The sequence below is a fragment of the Streptomyces pyxinae genome (genome assembly GCF_024756275.1).
Taxonomy (GTDB): domain Bacteria; phylum Actinomycetota; class Actinomycetes; order Streptomycetales; family Streptomycetaceae; genus Streptomyces; species Streptomyces pyxinae.
Window position 1 is genome coordinate 1 of the sequence record NZ_JANUGQ010000014.1, and the last position, 21,671, is coordinate 21,671.

Annotated in this window: 16 protein-coding genes; 5 read left to right on the forward strand and 11 right to left on the reverse strand. The window is 75.4% G+C overall.

The window, feature by feature from the left end; all coding sequences use genetic code 11:
* Positions 1–603 precede the first annotated feature (603 nt).
* The gene (locus NX801_RS17355; RefSeq protein ID WP_258788652.1) at positions 604–1,380 is read right to left on the reverse strand and encodes a LytR/AlgR family response regulator transcription factor; all 777 of its coding nucleotides are present in this window, start codon (positions 1,378–1,380) and stop codon (positions 604–606) included.
* A gap of 124 nt (positions 1,381–1,504) precedes the next feature.
* Between NX801_RS17355 and NX801_RS17360 the strand changes: the two genes are divergently transcribed.
* The gene (locus NX801_RS17360) at positions 1,505–2,155 is read left to right on the forward strand and encodes an anti-sigma factor (RefSeq protein ID WP_258788653.1); all 651 of its coding nucleotides are present in this window, start codon (positions 1,505–1,507) and stop codon (positions 2,153–2,155) included.
* A 399-nt stretch (positions 2,156–2,554) separates the two neighbouring features.
* Here NX801_RS17360 and NX801_RS17365 read toward each other — a convergent pair whose 3' ends face one another.
* The 5 genes from NX801_RS17365 to NX801_RS17385 form a co-directional block, all read right to left on the reverse strand.
* Positions 2,555–3,415 (reverse strand): Fpg/Nei family DNA glycosylase, encoded by an 861-nt coding sequence (locus NX801_RS17365; protein WP_258788654.1) that lies wholly within the window; start codon positions 3,413–3,415, stop codon positions 2,555–2,557.
* An 84-nt stretch (positions 3,416–3,499) separates the two neighbouring features.
* On the reverse strand, positions 3,500–4,369 hold the full coding sequence (locus NX801_RS17370; protein WP_258788655.1) for a class II glutamine amidotransferase: 870 nt from the start codon (positions 4,367–4,369) through the stop codon (positions 3,500–3,502).
* A 171-nt stretch (positions 4,370–4,540) separates the two neighbouring features.
* Positions 4,541–6,067: a glutamate decarboxylase gene (gene gad, locus NX801_RS17375; protein WP_258788656.1), complete on the reverse strand. Its 1,527-nt coding sequence runs from the start codon at positions 6,065–6,067 to the stop codon at positions 4,541–4,543.
* 301 nt (positions 6,068–6,368) lie between these two features.
* Positions 6,369–8,456 carry a SpoIIE family protein phosphatase gene (locus NX801_RS17380; protein WP_258788657.1) on the reverse strand — a complete coding sequence of 696 codons (2,088 nt, stop codon included), beginning with the start codon at positions 8,454–8,456 and terminating at the stop codon, positions 6,369–6,371.
* A 329-nt stretch (positions 8,457–8,785) separates the two neighbouring features.
* Positions 8,786–10,048 carry a DUF6777 domain-containing protein gene (locus NX801_RS17385; protein ID WP_258788658.1) on the reverse strand — a complete coding sequence of 421 codons (1,263 nt, stop codon included), beginning with the start codon at positions 10,046–10,048 and terminating at the stop codon, positions 8,786–8,788.
* Between the two features lie 371 nt (positions 10,049–10,419).
* Between NX801_RS17385 and NX801_RS17390 the strand changes: the two genes are divergently transcribed.
* The 3 genes from NX801_RS17390 (at position 10,420) to NX801_RS17400 (ending at position 13,605) form a co-directional block, all read left to right on the forward strand.
* Entirely contained in the window at positions 10,420–11,301 is an 882-nt protein-coding gene (locus NX801_RS17390; RefSeq protein ID WP_258788659.1) for a YndJ family protein, read from the forward strand.
* Positions 11,302–11,411: 110 nt separating this feature from the next.
* Positions 11,412–12,044 carry a DUF1990 domain-containing protein gene (locus NX801_RS17395; RefSeq protein WP_258788660.1) on the forward strand — a complete coding sequence of 211 codons (633 nt, stop codon included), beginning with the start codon at positions 11,412–11,414 and terminating at the stop codon, positions 12,042–12,044.
* 106 nt (positions 12,045–12,150) lie between these two features.
* Positions 12,151–13,605, forward strand: a complete 1,455-nt coding sequence (locus NX801_RS17400) for a lipase maturation factor family protein (protein WP_428986172.1) — start codon at positions 12,151–12,153, stop codon at positions 13,603–13,605.
* 145 nt (positions 13,606–13,750) lie between these two features.
* On the opposite strand, the gene NX801_RS17405 is transcribed toward NX801_RS17400, so the two are convergent.
* The 3 genes from NX801_RS17405 to NX801_RS17415 form a co-directional block, all read right to left on the reverse strand.
* The gene (locus tag NX801_RS17405) at positions 13,751–13,921 is read right to left on the reverse strand and encodes a hypothetical protein (protein ID WP_258788661.1); all 171 of its coding nucleotides are present in this window, start codon (positions 13,919–13,921) and stop codon (positions 13,751–13,753) included.
* A 345-nt stretch (positions 13,922–14,266) separates the two neighbouring features.
* A complete protein-coding gene (locus NX801_RS17410; RefSeq protein WP_258788800.1) occupies positions 14,267–15,751 on the reverse strand; it encodes an SDR family NAD(P)-dependent oxidoreductase in 1,485 nt (494 codons plus the stop codon).
* A gap of 224 nt (positions 15,752–15,975) precedes the next feature.
* The gene (locus NX801_RS17415; RefSeq protein ID WP_258788662.1) at positions 15,976–17,307 is read right to left on the reverse strand and encodes a transglycosylase family protein; all 1,332 of its coding nucleotides are present in this window, start codon (positions 17,305–17,307) and stop codon (positions 15,976–15,978) included.
* Positions 17,308–17,722: 415 nt separating this feature from the next.
* Between NX801_RS17415 and gndA the strand changes: the two genes are divergently transcribed.
* Entirely contained in the window at positions 17,723–19,162 is a 1,440-nt protein-coding gene (gndA, locus tag NX801_RS17420) for an NADP-dependent phosphogluconate dehydrogenase (RefSeq protein WP_258788663.1), read from the forward strand.
* 734 nt (positions 19,163–19,896) lie between these two features.
* Here the strand turns inward: gndA and panD are convergent.
* Both panD and NX801_RS17430 read right to left on the reverse strand, forming a co-directional pair.
* Positions 19,897–20,325, reverse strand: a complete 429-nt coding sequence (gene panD, locus NX801_RS17425; protein ID WP_258788664.1) for an aspartate 1-decarboxylase — start codon at positions 20,323–20,325, stop codon at positions 19,897–19,899.
* Between the two features lie 800 nt (positions 20,326–21,125).
* Complete coding sequence (locus tag NX801_RS17430) at positions 21,126–21,455, reverse strand: hypothetical protein (RefSeq protein WP_258788665.1); 330 nt, start codon at positions 21,453–21,455, stop codon at positions 21,126–21,128.
* Positions 21,456–21,671: the final 216 nt, after the last annotated feature.

The following is a 21,671-nucleotide window of genomic DNA, read 5'->3' on the forward strand; positions in this document are numbered from 1 at the left end:
TCCCCCCCCCCCCCCCCCCGGCCCCGCCCCCCCCCCCTCCCCCCCCCCCCCCCCCCCCCCCCCCCCCCCCCCCCCCCCCCCCCCCCGCGCGCCCCCCCCCCCCCCCCCGCACCCCCCCCCCCCCCCCCCCGGGGGCGGGGGGGGGGGGGGCCCCCGGGCCCACCCCCCGCGCCCCCCCCCCCCCGCCCGCCGTCCCCCCCCCGCCCCCCCCCCGGCCCCGGGGGCCCCCCCCGGGGGGCCGGGGCCCGGGGGGCCCGGGCGCGGGGGGCCGCTTCGGCGGGCATCGTGATCCGGGAGTGGCTCGGGTGGGGGGGGGGGGGGGGGGTGGGTGGCTCGGGGTGCGGCGGCGGGCGGTGGCACGGGCGGGCACGGGGCCGGTACGGGGCAGTGACGTGGGCCGGCCGCGTGGGGAGTCTACGCAGCGGCGGCGGTCCGGAACAGCCCGTCGGGGGAACGGTCGGGACCGGGGATCAGGAGCCGCCGGCGCTCGGCCGGGACCGGGGATCAGGGCCGCCGGCGCCCGGCCAGGACCGGGGTCACGGACCGCCGGCGCTCGGCCGGGACCGAGGATCAGGACCGTCGGCGCTCGGCCGCCGCCCGGGGTCACGGACCGCCGGCGCTCTCGTAGGGACGCCGCCGGCCACGTACCCGGCTCATCAGCAGCTCACGCAGATGGCGCGCGTGGCGGCGGCTGACGGCGAGTTCGGCGGCGCCGACCCGGACGGTGGTGACCCCGGCGTCCAGCCGCAGTTCGTCGATCCGGCCCAGGGCGACCAGATGGCTGCGGTGGATCCGGACGAAGCCGCGCGCCGCCCAGCGCTCCTCCAGGACGGCGAGCGGGATGCGGACCAGATGGCTGCCCTCGTCGGTGTGGAGCCGGGCGTAGTCGCCCTGGGCCTCGACATACGCGATGTCGTCCACCGGGACGAAGCGGGTGACGCCGCCGAGTTCGACCGGGATCTGTTCCACCGGCGCGGTGGCGGGCGGCGGTTCGGTCAGCTCGCTCACCCGGCGCACCGCCTCCGCGAGCCGCTCGGCCCGGACCGGCTTCAGCACGTAGTCCACCGCCCGCAGGTCGAACGCCCGGACGGCGAAGCCCTCGTGGGCGGTGACGAAGACGATCAGCGGCGGGCGGGCGGACCCGCCGAGCAGCCGGGCGAGGTCAAGCCCGGAGAGGCCGGGCATATGGATGTCCAGGAAGACGACGTCGATCGCCTCCGCCCCGTCGGGACCGGCGTCCAGGGCCCGGCCGATGCGGCGCAGCGCCCCGGCGGCGTCGCCGGCGCCCTCCGCGCCGCGCACCCGGGGGTCCGCGCGCAGCAGATGCAGCAGTTCCGCGAGGGCGGGCTCCTCGTCGTCGACGGCCAGTACACGCAGCATGAGCGGAGTGTAGGAGGCCGGCGGTTCCGGTGGGGTGGAAAGTTGAGCGTTGAGCGGACGGTACGCGTACTCCTGGTGGCAGCCGGACGAGACCGGTCACGCGCGAAACGAGGGGCACCCACCCATGAGTCTGCGGGAGCGGCACCAGGATGTCGCCGCCCATGCGCTGGGCCTGCTGGAGCCGGCCGACGCGCTCGCCTGCGAGGAGCATCTCGCGCGGTGCCTGCCGTGCGCCGGCCGGCTGGCCGGGTTCGCGGTGCCGGTGGCGGCGCTGGCCCAACTGGCCGGGCGGGCCCCGCTGGAGCCGCTGCCAGGGGTACGGACGGGCGGCGGCCGGGGCACGGGGGCGGGCGGGCGTGGTCGCGGACGGCGGGGACGGCGGGGGCCGGGGCCGCGCCGGACACCGGTCGTCCGGCTGCGGCCGCGGCTGGTGGCGGCGGTCGCGGCGGTGGCCGTGGCGGTGCCCGGCGCGGTGCTGCTGTCCGGCCGGGTGGAACCGGCGGCCCCGCGCCCCTCGGCGGCGGTGACGCTGCGGGACCGGCCCTGGGGCACCGAGGTGGCGCTGCGGATGACCGGGGTGACCGGACCGCGCGTCTGCGAGCTGGTGGTGGTCGGCGCCGACGGGTCCGAGCAGCCGGTGCTGACCTGGGGCGTGTACGGGGCGGAGGGCGCCCCGGTGCTGGAGAGCGCCACCGCCCTGCGGCGCGCCGAGATCGACCGGCTGGAGGTCCGGTCGGCGGACGACGGCGAGCCGCTGGTGACCTGGCGGCCGTAAGCGGGGAGGTACCCGGGCCCGGGCGGCACCGGAGGCGGCCGGCTGGGCGGCTCGCCTCACGCCCGGGCCCGTCGGGGCGCCGGCGGCCGGCCGGGGCGGGCCGGGGGCGGCTGTTGGGAGTGGTCCGGGGGCGGCCGGGCGACGGGGGCAGCCGGGGCGACGGGTCCACGGACAGCCGGGGGCGGCGGGGGACGGCAGGGGCACCGTTCGGACGGATCCAGGAACAGCCGGGGACAGACAGGAACAGCCGGGGGCGGCGGGAGACGGCAGGGGCACCGTTCGGACGGATCCAGGGACAGCCGGGGGCGGCGGGAGACGGCCGGGGCGCCGTTCCGATGCGCCCGGACGGCCGGGCGGCCGTTCCGGCTCACCGAACGGGGGCGGCGGCCCGGCGGCGGGTCACTTCAGCAGCCGGGAGAGCCGGCGGTCGGCGAGCGGTTTGCCGCCGGTCTGGCAGGTGGGGCAGTACTGGAGCGAGGAGTCGCTGTACGACACCTCCCGGACGGTGTCGCCGCAGACCGGGCACGGCTCGCCGGTGCGCCCGTGCACCCGCAGCCCGCTCTTCTTCTCGGCCTTGAGCCGCCCGGCCGCCACGCCGCGCGAGCGGTCCACCGCCTCGCCCAGGGTGGTGCGCATCGCCTCGTAGAGCCGTCCGGTCTCCTCCTCGGTCAGATTCTGGACGGGCTTGAAGGGCGACATCCGGGCGGCGTGCAGGATCTCGTCGCTGTACGCGTTGCCGATGCCGGCGATCAGCCCCTGGTCGCGCAGCGCCCCCTTGATCTGGCGCCGCTCCCCCGCCAGCAGCGCGGTGAAGGCGGCCCGGTCGAACTCCGGGACGAGCGGGTCGGGACCGAGCCGGGCCACCCCCGGCACCTCGGCCGGGTCCCGGACCAGATGGACGGCGAGGCGCTTGGTGGTGCCCGCCTCGGTGAGGTCGAAGCCGTCCCCGCCGGTGAGCGCCACCCGCAGGGCGAGCGGGCCCTTGCCGGGGCGGGGCGGCCCGGAGGGGAGGACGTCCTTCCACTGGAGCCAGCCCGCGCGGGCGAGGTGGATCACCAGATGGAGCCCGCCCGCGCCGATGTCCAGGAACTTGCCGTGCCGGGCCACGGTCTCCACGGTGGTGCCGGCCAGCGCGGAGAGCGGCGGGTCGTACGTCTTGAGCACACTGATGGCGACGGGCAGGGCGCGGGCGATCTCCTTGCCGACCAGCTGGCCGTCGAGGAACTCGCGCAGGGCCTCCACCTCGGGGAGTTCGGGCATGGTTCCAGACTGCCGCAGCGGGCGGCGGTACGCGCGCGCCGGAGCGGGCCCGGGGCGCGCGCGGCGCCCGGCCCCGGGCGGGGGTCAGGCCGTCGTCTGGGAGGCGGCCGCCTCGGGGCGGAGGGCGGCCAGGGTGAGCGGGTGCGCCGGGGGGTCGGGCAGCACGATCCGGGAGGTGACGGTGAGGTCCGGTCCGGCGTGCAGCAGCTCGCCCGGGGCCATCAGCCGCCACTCGGGATGGTCGTCCATCCGTTCGCTGGCGACCACGACGGCCGGCGCGCCGGCCAGTTCCCCGGAGTGGACGCGCAGCCGGCCGGCCGTACCGCTGTGGTCCAGGTGCCGGTCGCCGTGCGGGCCGCCGGCGCCCCGGCGGAGCACGTACAGCCGGTGGGTCTCCGGATAGCGCAGCGCCCAGAGGCCGTCGGGGGTGATCAGGACCAGATTGAGGGCGAAGACCGGCAGCTGGCGGGCGATCCAGCGGGCCGCCCGGGTGATCCCGGCCGTCACGTCCCCGCCGCAGGCCCGGGTCTCCCGGGTGATGAGGGCGAAGAACCGCTCCGAGTCGGTGTCGCCCGCGACCAGTTCCCGGTCCGGCCCCAGCTCGGTGTCGAGCGCGTCCAGCCCCTCGACGACCCCGTTGTGCGCGAACAGCCGCCCGTCCTGGACGAACGGATGGGTGTTGCGCGGGTCCAGTCCGCCGGTGGAGGCGTACCGGACATGGGCCAGGAAGGTGGCCGAGCAGAGCTCCCGGGCCTCGGTGGCGAACTCCCGGTCGCGGAAGGCCGCGATGGGCGCCTTGTGGACGCGCGGGCTGCCGTCGGCGGCGAAGTGGCCGAGCCCGGTGCCGTCCGGGTCACGGTGGCTCTGGCCCCGGAGGCTGTCGGGGGCGTCGAGCAGCCAGAAGGTGGCATGGGTGCGGCGCGGTGCGCTGCTGAGCCCGAACAGTCGGCACATGCGATGTCCCTGGTGGTGGTCGGATCGATGGAGGTGGCCGGGCCGGTTCCCCGGCGGCGGTGGGCGGTGCCGGGGACGGCCGGCCGGGGCGCACCCGGCCGGGGCGGCCGCCGGTCCGGGCGTGCCGGACCGGCGGAGCCGGAATCCGCGACGGCCCCCGGCCGGCGGGGGTCAGTGGCGGCCGGGGCGGCGGGGATTCTTGGTCTCGGCGCCGTGGGCGAAGCCGCCGGCGTCCTCGGCGGTGCGCTGCGGGGCGCTCCCCCGGTCCAGCCGCTCCACCGCCCGGCGCAGATCGGCCAGGAGCAGGTCCGCGAGGTCGTGGCCGAAGCCGTTGCGGACGACGACGCGCAGGGCGGCCAGGTCGGTGCGGTCGGCCGGGAAGGTGTAGGCGGGCACCAGCCAGCCGCGCTCGCGCAGGGCGGCGGACACGTCGTACACGCTGTAGTGGTCCACGCCGTCGCGCAGCCGGAAGGCGAAGACGGGCGCCTCGGAGCCGTCGGTGACCAGGTCGAACGGTCCCAGCTCCGCGATCCGGGCGGAGAGCCGGGTCGCCACCTCCCGGCAGGTCCGCTGGACCCGGCGGTAGCCGTCGAAGCCGAGCCGGAGGAAGTGGTAGTACTGCGCGACCACCTGGGCGCCGGGGCGGGAGAAGTTGAGCGCGAAGGTGGGCATGTCGCCGCCCAGGTAGTTCACGTGGAAGACCAGGTCCTCCGGGAGGGCGTCGGCGTCCCGCCAGAGCGCCCAGCCGACGCCGGGCATCACCAGGCCGTACTTGTGCCCGGAGGTGTTGATGGAGGCGACCCTCGGCACCCGGAAGTCCCAGCGCAGCTCCGGGTCGAGGAACGGGGCGATCATGGCGCCGGAGGCCCCGTCCACATGGATCGGTACGTCGGTCCCGGTGCGCTCCTGAAGGCCGTCCAGGGCGGCGGCGATCTCCGCGACCGGCTCGTAGCTGCCGTCGAAGGTGGAGCCGAGCACGGCGACGACGCCGATGGTGTTCTCGTCGCAGAGCGCGACCGCCGTCTCGGGGGTGAGGTGGTAGCGGTCGCCCGCCATGGGGACGTACCGGGGCTCCACCTCGAAGTAGTCGGCGAACTTCTCCCAGCAGATCTGGACGTTGACGCCCATCACCAGATTGGGCCGGTCGGCCGGGAGCCCGGCCGCCCGGCGCCGCCGCTGCCAGCGCCGCTTGAGGGCGAGTCCGCCCAGCATCGCGGCCTCGCTGGAGCCGGTGGTGGAACAGCCGGTGGCGTGCCGGGGGTCCTCGGCGTTCCAGAGCCGGGCGAGCATATGGACGCAGCGGGTCTCCAGCTCGGCGGTCTGCGGGTACTCGTCCTTGTCGATCATGTTCTTCTCGGCGCACTCGGCCATCAGCCGCCGGGCGTACGGGTCGGCCCAGGTGGTGACGAAGGTGGCGAGGTTGAGCCGGGCATTGCCGTCGAGCATCAGTTCGTCGTGGACCAGCTGATAGGCGACCTCGGGCGCCATCTCGCCGTCCGGGAGCGCGTAGCGCGGCACGGTCACCGGTTCCCGGCTGAAGAGCGGGTTCAGCTCCAGGTCGCGCTCGGCCCCCGGGCCGGCGCGGCCGGCCGCGCCGGGGCGGCCGTGACGGCGGTCGTGGCCGCCGTGCCCGCCCCGGCCGCTGTGGCCGCGCTCGTGGCCGCCCTCCGGGTGGTGCCGGTGCTGCTCGCTCGCCATGGCTGCCCGTCCTTCCGCGCCGGTCGGCCGCCGTCCCGGCCGTCCCCGCTGCTCTTCCCGCCCGGACGCCCGGGTTCCGCGCCCCGGTCGCGATCCGCCCGGAACGGACCAAGCGCGGGGGTGGGCCCGCGCCGTCGTGACACCGGCGAGGCGGGAGCGGGCCGGGGCGCCGTGGCACCGGCGGCGGCGCGGAGGCGGACCGGGGTCGGTCGTCGCACCGGGCCGAACGGGGGCGGCTCCGGGCCGTCGTGGCACCGGTGGCGCGGGAGCGGCCGGGGCCGCCGGTACGCCCCGGCGGCGGTCATGGCTCCGGGTGGTCCGCGTCCGGCGCCGGGGGTACGGCGAACTCGCACCAGACGGACTTGCCGCCGCCGCGCGGCTCCACACCCCAGCGGTCCGCCAGCCGGTCCACCAGGAGCAGCCCCCGGCCGGAGAGCCCGGACTCCCCCGGGTCGCGGCGGCGGGGCAGGGCGCTGGAGCGGTCCTCCACCTCCACCCGCAGCCGGCGGTCGGGGCCCGGCGGCATCCGGAGGGTGAGGATCGCTCCGCCGTCGGTGTGCACCAGGGCGTTGGTGATCAGCTCATCGGCCGCCAGCTCGATCTCGTCCGACCGCTCCTCCGCGCCCCAGGCACGGACCGCGGCGCGGATCATGTGCCGGGCGGAGCCGAGCGCCTCCGGGTCGCCCTGGCCGACGTGCTGCCGGAGCCGGCCCCCGGCGCCGGGGCGGGCGCCGCCGGTCCGGCCCAGCAGCAGAATGGCCACGTCGTCCTCGCCGCCCCGGCCGTCCACCACCTGGCAGAGCCGGTCGGCCAGTTCCTGGAGGTCCCGGGGGCCCCGGTTCACCAGGGCGGTGAGCCAGCGCATGCCCTCGTCCAGGTCGGCGCCCGGCTGTTCGACCAGTCCGTCGGTGTAGAGCAGCAGCGCCTGGCCGGGGTCCAGCTCCAGGGTGCTGACCGGGTAGTCGAGCCGGCCGAACTCCGCCGAGAGGCCGAGCGGCAGTCCGCCGGGCAGCGGCAGCCGGCGGCAGCTCCCGTCGGTGTCCCGGAGCAGCGGGTCGACATGGCCCGCCCGTACCGCCTGGAGCACCCCGGTCGCCAGGTCGGCCTCCATGTAGGTGCAGGTGGCGAACCGGTCGGTGTCCAGCTCGTGCAGGAAGACCGAGGCCCGGGCCATCACGGTGGCGGGCGGGTGGCCCTCGGCCGCGTACGCCCGCAGCACGATCCGCAGCTGGCCCATCACGGCCGCCGCGTGGGTGTCGTGCCCCTGTACGTCCCCGATGACTGCGCCGACCCGGCCGCCGGGCAGCGGGATGATGTCGTACCAGTCGCCGCCGATGTCCCGGCCCAGCCGGGCGGAGCGGTAGCGGACCGCGATCCGGGCGCCCGGGACGGCCGGGATGCGGCGCGGCAGCATCGCCTGCTGGAGCCCCTCCGCGAGGTCGTGCTCCTGCTCGAAGAGCATGGCCCGCTGGATGCTCTGCCCGATGCTGCTGCCGAGCGCGACCAGCACATTGCGGTCGTCCGGGGTGAAGCCGTCCTTGTCGTCGTAGAGCAGCCCGATGGCGCCGATGGGCCGGGCCTGGGCGATCAGCGGGAGATAGGCGGCCGAGGTGATCCCGAGCCCGCTGATGTGCGGCCACAGGATCGGATAGGAGGCGGCGAAGTCCTCGGGCGACTCGATGAACCGGGGCGTCAGCGTCCGGACCACCTCGCTCATCGGATACTGCTCGTCCACCCGGGTGTAACGGGTGCCGGGCACATGGGCGCCCTCGGGGCCGTCGGCCACCAGATGGATCCGGCCGGTCTCCAGCAGCCCCATCACCACACTGGTGGCGCCGAGGTGGGCGAGCCCGCGCGAGTCGTTCAGCACGTCGATGACGTCGCCCACGGTCCGGGCGTGGGCGAGGGCGGCGGTGGTGGCCTCCACCACGCTGGTCTGCCGCCGCCGCTCCAGGTCCACCTCGGCCCGGGCGGTGGATTCCGCCAGCTCCCGGGTGGCGTCCCGGACGACCCCGATGATCCGGTGCGGCCGGCCGGTCTCGTCCCGGCGGACGACGCCCTGGGTATGGGCCCAGCGCAGGCTTCCGTCGCGGCGCCGGACCCGGAAGTAGGTGCCGTACTCGGCGTCCCCGCTCTTGAGCGCCTGGGCCACCAGGCCGTCCAGCCGGATGGCCTCGTCCGGCGGCACCCGGGCGGCGAGACTCGCGGGTCGGCCGTCGTACGCCGCCGGGTCCATGTCGAACACCTCGAGCGCCGCCTGGCCGAGGTGCATCCGCCCGCTCGCCAGGTCCCAGTCGAAGCAGCCCATGCGATTGAGGGACAGGCTCAGATCCGGTTGGGCGGGCCAGTCCTCGGGGAGCGACAGCGCGTCCGCCGCCGGATCAACCATGGGGCCACTCTGCCACTGTTTGTCGGGTTTATCGACCTCGGTCCGGCGCGGGGAGGGGCGGGCCGGAGGGCCGGCGCGGGGCGGATCCGGCCTCCGTCGGACCCGGGAAGGGCGGGCCAGGCGCCCCCTCCCGGGCGGCCTCGGCCCCGGTCCGGGGCGGAAGGGACGGGCATGGCCGAGCCGGGTCCCGGGACGGCTCGGCGCAGACCGGTCCGGCACGGGCGCATCCGTTCCGGGCGGACCCGGTCCCCGGGCCCGGCAAGGGCCGCACCGCCCCGGGCGGGGCTCAGCCCCTGGTCCGGCGCGGGCGCACCCGCCCCGGGGCGGGCTCAGCCCTCGATGACCACCGCTCCGGCGTCCTCGCCCTCGCCCGGCGCACCGGGGGCGCCCCCGCCGTCCGGGCCGGGTCCGGCCGAGGAGGAGCCGTCCGCCCCGCCGGACTCCGCGTCCGGCTCGGGGACGTCGCCGCCGGAGATCCCGGGCACGGCGAACTCCGGGTCCTGGGCGTCCGGCGCCTGAGCGCCCGGGTCGTCCGGCTCCGGGGAGTCCGGCTCCATGCCGCCGCCACCCTCCGGCTCCCCGGGCACCGCTCCGGACCCGGCGTCCGGCTCGGGCGCCGGGTCCTGGGGCACCGGGTCGGCCCCGGTGGACCCGCCCGCGTCCGGGGCCGGCACGGCGGAGCCGGGCGCGGTGGCGCCGGAGCCGGCGGGTTCGTCAGCGCCGGGCCGGGTGGGCACCGGGACCGGGGCCACCGAGGACTCCGCGACGTCCCGGTCGGAAGGGGAGCCCGGGGGCGCGGTGGCAGGCTGCTTGTCCTGGTCACCGGAGGTGCCGGTCCTGCGCTCGATCCAGGTGTTGGCGGCGGTGTCGGCGATGATCAGATTGTCGATCATCTGCTGGGTGGGAGCGACGGTGATGACCCGGTCGGGCCGGTAACCCTCCCACCGCTTGCCGCGCTCCACCGCGCCCCCGCCGCCCGAGGGCTGGCGCAGCGGATTGCCGCAGGCACAGCGCACCCGGGGTGCCCCGTACTGGTCCACCAGCACCGCGGTGCCCGACTGGAGGACGGCGTGGAACGGGAACGCCGCGCCGTCGCGGTAGCCGTGGCTGGTCACCCGGGCGTCGGCCCGCAGCGTCACGGCGGTGAGGCCGCGCAGCCAGCCGGCGAGCCCCGCCGGAGCGACCCCGGCGGCCTGGGCGAAGGCCCGCGCCTTGGCCTGGTCCTCGGTCAGCAGACGGGTCTGCCGCGCCAGATCGCAGCTCGCGGCCCCCCGGGTGCCGCCGTACAGGCCGGGGGTGGCGCCCGAGACGTCGGGGCCGGAGGTCGTGCCGTCGGCCGGCGCGGTTCCGGCGGGAGCCCGGGGCGGCACCGCCCGGGGCGCCGGGGCCGCGACGGCGGTCGACGAGGTGAAGGGGTCGGGGCCGGGAACGTCGGCCGCCTGGAGGTAGAGCTCCTTGCCGGCGGCCACCCGCTCGGTGCCGGCCGTGCCCTGTTCGGCCTCGCTGCCGCAGCCCGCGCTCAGCAGCCCGGCGAGGACGACGGCGAGGACGGCCGGCACCCGGTACCGGCGGCGACGTGTCGGTGAACGCACGCGAAATCTCCCTCTTCGACCTGTCTGCACTCTCGTCTGTGCTCTTGTCCGGCTCCCGGCCCGTCCGGACCTTTCGCCTTGATCGGATCTCCCTGTCTGCCGCACCCGGGGGCGTCGCACCACCGGAAGGACGCCGAACGGGGCACCGGCCACCGGTACGGCCCAGCGGCCGGCCGGGCCTCTCCTCGGCGCCCGGGGCCGGTGCCCGAGGCCCGCCCCGGACGGCGACGGCCGCCCGCCGGACCGCTGCCGGGCCGACAGGACGACCCTTGTCTTGAACGCGTTCAAAAGAGGGTCTAGGGTCGGCGTGACAGTGAATTGAACGTGTTCAACATGCGGGGCTCCCCCAGGGGCCCGGAGAGGCGCGCGGCGTGTCCGTACTGGTCGGCCTGATCGTGATGCTCGGGATGCTGGTGATCGTGCCGCTGGGGCTGCGGCTGCTGGAGGCACCCGGACTGCCGACCGCGCGCCGGCTGTGGCCGCCCGGCGCGGTGGCGGGCGCCGTCTGCCTCTGGCTGCCGCGCGGAGCACCGGCCACCACGCTCGCCCTCTGCTACGCGCTCGGCGCGGCGGGCCTGCTCCTCTGCGCCGGGCTCCGGGTGCTGCGGGACCGCTCCCTCACCCCGTACGACCTCGCCGTGGCGACCGCGCTGGGGTGCCCGGCGATCGCCGCGCTCGCGCTGGTCGCGGAGCGTGCCGGGCACCCGCTGTTCGGCTTCGGCCTGGGCATCCTGGCGCTGACCGTGCCGCACTTCCACTTCGCCGGCTTCGCCGCCGCCCTGGTGGCCGGGCTGGTCTGCCGGGCGGCGGCCGGACCGCTCGCCCGGTTCGCCGCGCTGAGCGTGCCCGCCGGCACCCTGCTGGTGCTGCTGGGCTACTTCGTGGACGACTGGGCCGAGCTGGCCGGCGCGCTCGTCCTGACCGCCGGGATGTGGGCGGTGGCGCTGGTCACCCGGCGGGAGGTGAGCCCCGGCGGCGACCGCACCACCCGGGCGCTGCTCACCGTGGCGGCGGCGGTCCTGGTCGTCACCATGCTGCTCGCGCTGTGGTGGGCGCTGGGCGAGGCGACCGGGCTTCCGCACCCCGGCCTGGCCTGGATGGCCGCCACCCATGGCCTCGGCAACGCCCTGGGCTTCGCCCTCTGCTCGGTCCTGGCCTGGCTGCGGCTCGGCGGGGCACCCGGCCTCCGCCCGGCCGGGAGCGGCCGTCCGGCGGGCTCCGGCACGGCACCCGCCGGGGCCGCCCCACGCTGATCCCGCCCCGCCCCCCTGCCCGGCCCGGCCCGGCCCGGCCCGGTGAACCGGTGCCCCGCTGTACCGATGAATCCGATGAATCCGATGGACCCGACGAAGGAGACGGCCGCATGAACCGGCCCCCGCACACCCCTCGTACGACTCCGGCGGCACGCCCGGACCGTACGGAGAGCACGGAGAGCACGGAGAGCGCAGAGAGCGGCACCGGCGGCGCAGGCGGCACCGGCGCCTCCGGGGGCGGGCCCGGCTTCAGCTATCCGGAGGTCGGGGCCACCCGGTCGGCCGTGCTGCCGGACGGCTACCACCAGCTGCGGTACGCCACCCGGATCGGCCGGGGCCAGGAGACTTTCGCGGCGGCCGGCGCGGCCGTCACCACCTGGCGCATGCACCGCGCCTCCGGCGCCCGGATCCGGGCCGGGGCCGAGCGGGCGGCCCCGGGCGTGGCGGTGAAGGTCGCGCTCGGGTTCCCGCCGGTGGGGCTCGTCGCCCCCTGCCGGGTGATCTGGACGGCGTACGAGCCGGAGCGCACCGGCTTCGCGTACGGCACCCTGCCCGGGCACCCGGAGTGCGGCGAGGAGGCGTTCCTGGTGGAACTGCGGCCGGACGGCTCCGTCTGGTTCACCGTCACCGCCTTCAGCCGCCCGGCCCGCTGGTACACCCGGCTGGCCGGGCCGCTGGTGCCGCCCTGCCAGCGCGCGTACGCCCGCCGGCTCGGCCGCGTACTGCGCCGGCTGGCCCGGTGACCCGGCGCCGGCCCCGGTGCGGCACCGGCGCCGGCGGGGCCGTACCGGGGCCGGGCGGACGCCCATCCGATCGCCGCTGCCCGGCCGGGGCCGGATACTGGGGACGGTGGAATGGATCCCGTGGTTCGCCTCGTCCGACTACTGGCTGAGCCGGCTGGTCTTCCAGCGGGCGCTGGCCGGTGTGTACGCGGTCGCGTTCCTGAGCGCGGCGCTCCAGTTCCGCGCGCTGATCGGCGAGCGGGGCATCCTGCCCGTACCGGAGTTCCTGCGGCGGGTTCCGGCGCGCCGGGCGCCCAGTCTCTTCCGGTGGCGGTATTCGGACCGGTTCTTCGCGCTCTGCGCCTGGGGCGGGGCCGCTCTCTCACTGACCCTGGTCGCGGGGGCCGGGGACGCGGTGCCGCTGGCCGTGTCGATGCTCCTCTGGGCGGTGCTCTGGGGGCTGTATCTGTCGATCGTCAACGTCGGCCAGACCTGGTACGGATTCGGCTGGGAATCGCTCCTGCTGGAGACCGGTTTCCTCGCCGTCTTCCTCGGCAACGAGGACACCGCGCCACCCCTGCTGGTGCTCCTGCTGCTGCGCTGGCTGCTGTTCCGGGTCGAGTTCGGCGCCGGGCTGATCAAGATGCGCGGGGATTCCTGCTGGCGCGATCTGACCTGTCTCTACTACCACCACGAGACCCAGCCGATGCCCGGACCGCTCAGCTGGTTCTTCCACCGGCTGCCCCGGCCGCTGCACCGGGTGGAGACCGCGGCCAACCATGTGGCACAACTGGTGGTCCCGTTCCTGCTGTTCACCCCGCAGCCGGTGGCAAGCGTGGCGGCCGGACTGGTGGTGGTCACCCAGCTCTGGCTGGTGCTGTCGGGCAACTTCGCCTGGCTGAACTGGCTCACCGTCGTGCTCGCCCTCGCCGCGGTGGACGGCTCCCTGGTGGCCGACCCCCCGGTGCTGCCCGAACCGCCGCTCTGGTACGGGGTGCTGGTCCTCGCCGTCACCGTCCTGGTCCTGGTCCGCAGTTGGGGCCCCGCCCGCAATCTGCTCTCCCGGAACCAGGCGATGAACCGCTCGTTCGACCCGCTGCATCTGGTCAACACCTACGGGGCGTTCGGCTCGGTGGGCCGGGTGCGCGACGAGATCGTGGTGGAGGGCACCGACAGCCCGGCCGACGGGCCGGACACGGTGTGGCGGGAGTACGGCTTCCGGGGCAAGCCCGGTGATGTCCGGCGGCTGCCGCGCCAGTTCGCCCCGTACCATCTGCGGCTCGACTGGATGATGTGGTTCGCCGCCCTCTCCCCCGCCTACGCCCGCCCCTGGTTCGGGCCGCTGGTGGAGCGGCTGCTCGACGGGGACCGGGACACCCTGCGGCTGCTGCGCCACAACCCGTTCCCGGGCGTCCCGCCCGCCAGGATCCGCGCCCGGCTCTACCGTTACCGCTTCACCACCTGGCGCGAGCTGCGGGAGACGGGGGCCTGGTGGCACCGCACCCTGGTACGGGAGTTCCTGCCGCCCACCCGGCTGGCGGCCCCGGCCTCCCCGGCCGCCGGGGAGGGCGCGACCCCCTAGCGGAACGTGGCCCCGGCGCGGTACGGGCCCCGCCCCGCCCTGCCCGACCGCCGCGCCCCGGCGGAGACGGTGCCGGAAACGCTCGTGCCCCCGGCCGGACGGCGAGGGGGCACGGTCGTACCACGGGCGGGGCCGGGCGCGCGGCTCAGTCGATGCCGGGCAGGATGTGCGGCTCCGCGAGATCGTCCTCGTAGCCGGCCAGCCGGATGGGAGCGGACCGGGCCCACACGTCCAGACTGCCGAGCTTCTCGGCTCTGCCGGGCCGCTCGTCATGTTCGCCGGGTGTCTGCTCCTGCGTCGTCACTTCTGGTGTCACCGCGCACTCCTCCGTGTCGCGAACCTGTGGGACATCTGTGTGCCGTTCGGTCGCGGTGGCGCCGGAAGTCGGGCGGGACCGCGGCCTCAGGTGGCAGGCCTGTCCCAGGGCCGGAGCAGGAGGGCGGGTGGGCCCCCCGTTGGCCGGCCGTTCGCTTCAGAGTAACCACATGAGCACGGTCGCGCTCGATGGAACGCGTCACACCGGACGGTTCCGGACAGCGGAGGCGCAAAGCGGAGAAGTTACCGGAGAGTTCACCAAGGCGGCGTTCCCGGGGCGAGGCGCACTCCGGCGTGCGCCTCGCCCCGGAGGACCGGGGGGCCGGCCCTCCGGCTCAGCCGTGGCTCACCAGTTGCCGGGGGCGTAGTCCTTGAGGAAGCAGCCGTACAGGTCCTCGCCCAGCTCGCCCCGGACTATCGGGTCGTAGACCCGGGCCGCGCCGTCGACCAGGTCGAGCGGGGCGTGGAAGCCCTCCTCGGCCAGCCGCACCTTGTCGGGGTGCGGCCGCTCGTCGGTGATCCAGCCGGTGTCCACCGCGGTCATCAGGATGCGGTCGGACTCGAACATCTCCTGGGCGCTGGTGCGGGTGAGCATGTTGAGCGCCGCCTTGGCCATATTGGTGTGCGGGTGGCCCGCTCCCTTGTAGCCCCGGCCGAAGACGCCCTCCATGGCGGAGACGTTCACGATGTAGGTGCGGCGGGCCGGGGAGGCGGCCATCGCGGCACGGAGCCGGCTGATCAGGATGAACGGCGCGGTGGAGTTGCAGAGCTGCACCTCCAGCAGCTCCACGGGGTCCACCTCGCTCACGGTCTGCACCCAGCTGTTGGTGTCGTGCAGATCGGGCACGAGTCCGCCGGCGTCGATGGCGGTGCCCGCCGCGATCCGGGCGAGCGAGGCCGAGCCGCCGACCAGGGCCAGCTCCGTGACGTCCTGGGCGGTGAGCGTGTCCCCGGCGCGCGGGGAGGGCAGGGCGGCCATGGTCTCCACCGCGCCGCTGCCGAAGGCCCCGATGACCCGGGCGGGCGGCAGCTCGCCGGCCGGCAGCGGGGCGGACTCGGCGGCGATCAGCTCCCGGTAGGCGCCCGGGGAACGGCGTACGGTCTGGGCGGCGTTGTTGATCAGGATGTCCAGCGGGCCCTCGGCCGCCACCTCGTCCGCCAGCGCCACCACCTGGGCCGGGTCGCGGAGGTCGATGCCGACGACCTTGAGCCGGCCGATCCACTCATCGCTGTCCGGCATCGCCTTGAAGCGGCGGATCGCGTCACTGGGGAAGCGGGTGGTGATGGTGGTGTGGGCGCCGTCCCTCAGCAGCCGCAGGGCGATGTACATGCCGATCTTGGCGCGGCCGCCGGTGAGCAGGGCGCGCTTGCCCGTGAGGTCGGCGCGGGCGTCCCGGCGGGCCCGGTTCTCGGCGGCGCACTTCTGGCACAGCTGGTGGTAGAACGCGTCCACCTCGACGTACCGGCCCTTGCAGATGTAGCAGGACCGGGGGCGCCGGAGGACGCCCGCGATCTCGCCGGCCACCGAGGACGAGGGCAGCAGCCCCTGGGTCTCGTCGTCGATCCGGTCGGCGGAGCCGGTGGCGGTGGCCTCGGTGACGGCCTTGTCGTGCGCGGTCTTGGCGGCGCGGCGCTCCTGGCGGCGGCGCTGCTTGACCGTGCGGTAGATCCCGGCGGTCGCGCGGCGGACGGTGATCGCGTCCGGGTGGTCGACCTCCAGGGTGTCCAGTTCGGCCAGGACGCCGAGGCAGACCGCCAGGCGCTCGGGGTCGATCCCGGGGCCCCACTCCTGCGCCAGGTCCTGCGCCCGGGCCTCCTCCGTCACCGTCATGGCGTTCTCGTCTGTCACCGTCATGGCGGTCGCCGTTCCTCGATCACTCGTTTGCCACGTTTCAAAAGCCGAATGGTACGTCAGCGGGGTGCCGACCCGCCAAACGCCCGCCTCCCCGGACGACCGGGGTGAGGCGGGCGCGACACCGCCCGTCGTGGGACGGACGGGGGCGATGACGGTGCGGGCCGGAGCGGGGCCGAGCCGGAGCGGGGCGGGCGGGTGGCTCAGATGCTGACTCCCCCGGCCCTGAGGTAGGCGAGCGGGTCGATGTCGGAGCCGTAGCCCGGCCCGGTGCGGATCTCGAAGTGCAGATGGGGCCCGGTGCTGTTGCCGGTCGAGCCGGAGCGGGCGATCCGCTGGCCGCCTCCGACGCTCTGGCCCTCGCGGACGGTGAGCGCGGAGAGATGGGCGTACTGGCTGTACCGGCCGTCCTGGTGGCGGATGACGATCTGATAGCCGTACGACCCCGCCCAGCCGGCCGAGACGACCCGGCCGGCGGCCACGGCCCGTACCGAGGTCCCGGTGGCCACCGGGAAGTCGACGCCCGTGTGGTAGCCGCTGGCCCAGGAGGAGCCGGCCTTGCGGTAGGCCGTGCTGGGGCCCGCGTCGACCGGGGCGCTGAACCCGGTGTCGCGCCGCTCCGGGGCCGGCCGGGCGGCCTGCCGGGGCTTGGCGGGCCCGGGCTTGGCGGCCTGGGGCTCGGCGGTCCGGTGCGGCCGCTCGGCGGGGCGCGTCTTGGTGGGGCGCGGCTTGGCGGCGGGCTGCGCGTCGGGGTGCCGGGTGGCCGTGGGCCGGGGCTTGGCGGGCACGGGTGACGCGGTGCCGGATCCCGCGGGGCGGGGCTTGGCGGTGGCGGGTTTGGACTCCGCCGGGCCGGGCCGGGTGTCGGGCTTGGCGGCCGGGGCGCCCCGGAGAGTGAGCCGCTGGCCGGGGATGATCAGGTCGGGGTCGGCACCGATGACCGCGCGGTTGTGCGCGTACAGCGCCGGCCAGCCGCCCCGGACGTGCTCGGTGGCGGCGATCCCGGAGAGCGAGTCGCCGTGCCGGACGGTGTACCCCTCCCGCCGGGTGGGGACGTCGGTCGGCCGGGCGGTCCCGGCCGTCGCCACGGCCTGGCGGGCGGCGGGCTTCTCCGCGGCGCGGGTCGCCCGTAACAGGGCGACCTCCGGGTCGGCGCCGCCCCGGGTGAGGCCGGCCTCCACCGAGCAGTGCGGCCAGGCGCCCGGCCCCTGGCCGTCGAGCACCTTCTCGGCGACGGCGATCTGCTCGGCCCGGCTCGCCAGGTCGGCGCGGGGCGCGTAGCGGGTACCGCCGTACGCCTTCCAGGTGGACTGGGTGAACTGGAGACCGCCGTAGTAACCGTTCCCGGTGTTGACGTCCCAGTTGTTGGTCGACTCGCAGGCCGCGACCTTCTCCCAGGTGTCGGCCGACGCCGCGCCCGCCGGGCCGGCGGCGATCAGGGGGAGCGCCATACCGGCGCCGCCGGCCGTGAGGCCGAGCGACGCCCGGTTGACAAGGCTGGGCTGATACCGGCGGTGTCGTCCGCGTACGGCCATGGGGTCCCCCCTCGGTACGTCAGCAGCCGCCCGTACGAGAGGGTGGCGGCGGCCAAGCTAGAGGGTGGCGGTGGCCCGTGACAAGGGGCGGCCGAGGGGATCACCCTGGGTGATGACGCTCCCCGGGGGCCTGCTGTTCCGGCCGGGACTCCCGGCCGGGACCGGCCCGGCGGACCGGCGTTGCGGTGAACGTGCCGCTCAGCGGGTGTGCGTCGGTGCGGGGTACGGGAAGGCACACCGCCGGCGGCCGAGGCGCACGGCACCGCCCACCGGGGTGTCCGGTGCCCGGCCGGCCGGTGCCCGTGCGTACCGATGACGGGCGATGACCGGCAGGAGTTACGGTGCGGTTGACACATGCGTGCGCCCGGCGCACTCGCGGTACGCCGGGCGCATATCGAGATGCAGGAGTACACAGATGAGTGGCACTGCCCAGATCGGCGTCACCGGGCTCGCGGTGATGGGCCGCAACCTGGCACGCAACTTCGCCCGCAACGGGCTCACCGTCGCCGTCCACAACCGCAGCCGTTCCCGGACGGACGCGCTGGTCGAGGAGTTCGGCTCGGAAGGCACCTTCGTCCCGGCCGGGAGCGCCGAGGAGTTCGTGGCCGCGCTGGAGCGGCCCCGCCGTCTGGTGATCATGGTGAAGGCCGGTGAGCCGACCGACGCGGTGATCCAGGAGTTCGTCCCGCTGCTGGAGCCGGGCGATGTGATCATCGACGGCGGCAACGCGCACTTCGAGGACACCCGGCGCCGGGAGCGGGAGTTGCGCGAGCGCGGCATCCACTTCGTCGGTGCCGGGATCTCGGGCGGCGAGGAGGGCGCGCTCAACGGGCCGAGCATCATGCCGGGCGGGCCCGCGGAGTCGTACGAGTCGCTCGGCCCGCTGCTGGAGCGGATCGCCGCCAAGGCGCCGGACGGCACGCCCTGTGTGAGCCACGTGGGCCCGGACGGGGCCGGACACTTCGTCAAGATGGTCCACAACGGCATCGAATACGCCGACATGCAGCTGATCGGTGAGGCGTACCACCTGCTGCGGGAGGTGGCGGGCTACTCCCCCGCCAAGATCGCGGAGACCTTCCGGGGCTGGAACGACGGACGGCTCGACTCGTACCTGATCGAGATCACCGCCCAGGTGCTGGCCCACACCGACGCGGAGACCGGCAAGCCGTTCGTGGACGTGGTGGCCGACCGGGCGGAGCAGAAGGGCACCGGCCGCTGGACCGTGCAGATCGCGCTGGACCTGGGGGTGCCGGTCTCGGGGATCGCCGAGGCGGTGTTCGCCCGCTCCCTCTCCGGCCACGCGGAGCTGCGCGAGGCGTCCCGGTCGCTGCCCGGCCCGGTGGCCGAGCCGCTGGACGAGGCGGCGGCGGCGCGGTTCGCGGACCGGGTGGAGCAGGCGCTGTACGCGTCCAAGGTCGTCTCGTACACCCAGGGCTTCCACCAGATCCAGGCGGGCAGCGAGGCGTACGACTGGGGCGTCGACCCGGGCGCGGTGGCCGCGCTCTGGCGGGCCGGCTGCATCATCCGGGCGGCCTTCCTCGACCGCATCCGGGCCGCCTACGACGGACGGCCCGAGCTGCCGAGCCTGCTGGCCGACAAGGACTTCGCGGCGGAGATCGGGGCGGCGCAGGAGGACTGGCGCGAGGTCGTGGCGACGGCGGCCCGGCAGGGCGTCCCGGCACCCGGGTTCGCGGCGGCGCTGGCGTACTACGACGCCCTGCGCGCACCCCGGCTGCCGGCCACCCTCACCCAGGGGCAGCGCGACTACTTCGGGGCGCACACCTACCGGCGCACCGACCGGGACGGGGCCTTCCACACGCTCTGGGGCGGTGACAGGTCCGAGGTGACGGCCTGACGGCCCGACGGCCCGACGACAGCGGCCGGCCCCGGTCGCGGAACTCTGTCGTTCCGCGACCGGGGCCGGCCGTGTGCGCTGCCGCCGCTCTCCCGGCTCAGCTCGCCGGGCCGGGCTCCGGCTCGGGTCCCGGGACCGGCTCGGGGCCCGGGGGCTTGGGCACCGGGTCAGGCGAGGGCCCCGGCGGAGGCCCCGGGTGCGGGGGCACCGGCGGGGTGGGCACCGGATCGGGCGCGGGGCCGGGCGGGGGCGGTCCCGGCTGCGGGGGCGCCGGCGGCGGAGTGGGCACCGGCCCGGGTGCGGGGCCCGGCTCCGGTCCCCCGGGCCCGGGGGACGGTACCGGTGTCGGTGGCACCGGGTCCGGCGGGCCCGGCGTCGGCGCGGGCGGGACGGGGTCGGGGTACGGGTTGGTCATGGCGTGCTCCCCTGGCTGGTTCTGCCGTACCTGTCGGGGGCCGACCGGTCGTTCCGCACGCTTCCCGGGCGCCGCTCGCGGTTCCGCCGGGCCCGTGCGGAGCCCCGGCCGGGCTCCCCTTCGGGTTCCTGCCGGGCGCCTTCCCGCGCGCGGCGGGATCACGCATCCGGCCACCGGGACCAGCACACCGGGCCCCACCGCCGTACCCCTTTCCCCGCGCCGCCACCCCCGCGCCCCGGCGGCTCCCGCGTCCTGGTGCCTCCCGCGCCCCGTTGGCTCCCGCGTTCTGGTGCCTCCCGCGCCCCGATGGCTCCCGGGCTCAGCCGCGTGGCGCCGGCACCGCGTGGGGGCCGCGCTCGGCGTCGCCGCCGGGGACCGGCTGCGAGGGGTCCGAGCCCAGCTCCACGATCCGGTTGGCCGCGTCCACGTGGACCACGCGCGGCACGAGCGCCCGCGCCTCGGCGTCCTCGACCTGGGCGTAGCTGATGAGGATCACCAGGTCCCCGGGGTGCACCAGATGGGCCGCGGCGCCGTTGATCCCGATCACCCCGGACCCGCGCTCCCCCTCGATGACGTACGTCTCCAGGCGGACGCCGTTGTCGATGTCGACGATATGGACCAGCTCGCCGGGCAGCAGGTCCGCCGCCTCCATGAGCTCGGCGTCCACGGTGACGGACCCGACATAGTGCAGGTCGGCCTGGGTGACGGTGGCGCGATGGATCTTGGACTTGAACATGGTGCGCAGCATCGAGGTACTCCCGAACTTAGGCTCCCTGCCTGCGTTTTTGCAGGTCAAAGGCTGTTTCGCCACTCTACAACGAGTCGCATGGCCAGGCAGCTGCCCCCGGGTTCTTCAGGACTCATGCTGACCACTTGCTGACTTTCCTGTCTCATCATCAGGCGATGCCGAGGGGTTGCATACGCATCCCCCGGATTCACCGCGACGGCCTCGCTAGCCTACGCAGTGCACCCGCAGAAGCCCTCGCGACCACCGTCACTCTCGCGGCACGGCGGCACACGATCCGTGCGAACGCGAGGACTCGCCGCCGGAAGTCGCAAACAACGAGGCCGTCTAGCAGTAATCTCCGGCTGAGCAAAACCGGCTCTTCTCGTGGCCACGGCCTAGCCGGACCGGTGGCTCTGGCCAGTTCCGCAAGGCGGCCGGCAACGACATCGGAACCCGCCAGAGCGCAAGGCAATTCGGCACCGTGATCGCGCTCAGCCCAGCCTCGAAGGAGTCGTCTCAGTCATGGAACCACAGCCTTTCGACGCCACCCACCCCCGACGGCGCCCACCCGTCGACCCCATCCTCATGGAAACTTCCGAGGTCGCCGTGATGCTGAGCATGTCGACGAGCTGGGTCTACAGAGAAGTGTCAAAGCTGGGCTTGAAGGTGTACAAGCTCGGCCGAGGCAAGAACGCCAAGGTGCTGTACAAAAGGACCGAGGTCTTCAAGTGGCTGGAACAGCAGAAGATCTATTGAGAGATCATCCCGCAGCTACAGCAACAGCTTCCTTGCACGGACACGCCTGCGGCAGAAGGACGCCGTCAGAGGTTGGACTTCATGGCTTCGATGCACACAGCACGCGCGGCGGCGGACCGGTCCCGGGCATACGCCTGCCCCAGGTTCACGCCGTCGTCACTTTGGATCGGCGGCTGCGTCCACGCCTCACTCATGTGCATGCCGGCTTCAGAACGAGCTGCCCACACCAGGGCCGCGTAGGGTTCGGCGACCGCGGACGCCTCGATCTGAAGCCATGCGTGATGGAAGATTATGCGGGCGAGGAGGGAATTGACCTGGTCGGTGAGTTCCCTCCGGGCATCGGCTGAGTCGGGGCGCCGCCGTATCCGGTACGGCATCTCCAGGTACTCCTCCACCGCGGTCAGCGCTTCGGCGAAGGTCTATGCTCGCCGCTCCCGACGGGCCGCACGCTGGTTGAGGGTGTACGTGACATAGACACCCAGCAGCGCGATGACGGGCACGATCAGAGCGGTCGTCTGAACCCATGACCAACTGCCCGCCGGGCATCCTCAAGCAGTTGCCCCAAAGTCTCCTGTTTCACCGTTAGTTCCTCCTTCTCGCACCGTTATCAC

Excerpts from the sequence above, each read along its gene's own strand:
- NX801_RS17365 (WP_258788654.1), bottom strand. The coding sequence starts at position 3,415 with ATGCCCGAACTCCCCGAGGTGGAGGCCCTGCGCGAGTTCCTCGACGGC.
- NX801_RS17370 (WP_258788655.1), bottom strand. The coding sequence starts at position 4,369 with ATGTGCCGACTGTTCGGGCTCAGCAGCGCACCGCGCCGCACCCATGCC.
- NX801_RS17395 (WP_258788660.1), top strand. The coding sequence starts at position 11,412 with ATGAACCGGCCCCCGCACACCCCTCGTACGACTCCGGCGGCACGCCCG.
- NX801_RS17355 (WP_258788652.1), bottom strand. The coding sequence starts at position 1,380 with ATGCTGCGTGTACTGGCCGTCGACGACGAGGAGCCCGCCCTCGCGGAA.
- NX801_RS17360 (WP_258788653.1), top strand. The coding sequence starts at position 1,505 with ATGAGTCTGCGGGAGCGGCACCAGGATGTCGCCGCCCATGCGCTGGGC.
- NX801_RS17410 (WP_258788800.1), bottom strand. The coding sequence starts at position 15,751 with ATGACGGTGACGGAGGAGGCCCGGGCGCAGGACCTGGCGCAGGAGTGG.
- NX801_RS17415 (WP_258788662.1), bottom strand. The coding sequence starts at position 17,307 with ATGGCCGTACGCGGACGACACCGCCGGTATCAGCCCAGCCTTGTCAAC.
- NX801_RS17380 (WP_258788657.1), bottom strand. The coding sequence starts at position 8,456 with ATGGTTGATCCGGCGGCGGACGCGCTGTCGCTCCCCGAGGACTGGCCC.
- gad (WP_258788656.1), bottom strand. The coding sequence starts at position 6,067 with ATGGCGAGCGAGCAGCACCGGCACCACCCGGAGGGCGGCCACGAGCGC.
- panD (WP_258788664.1), bottom strand. The coding sequence starts at position 20,325 with ATGCTGCGCACCATGTTCAAGTCCAAGATCCATCGCGCCACCGTCACC.
- gndA (WP_258788663.1), top strand. The coding sequence starts at position 17,723 with ATGAGTGGCACTGCCCAGATCGGCGTCACCGGGCTCGCGGTGATGGGC.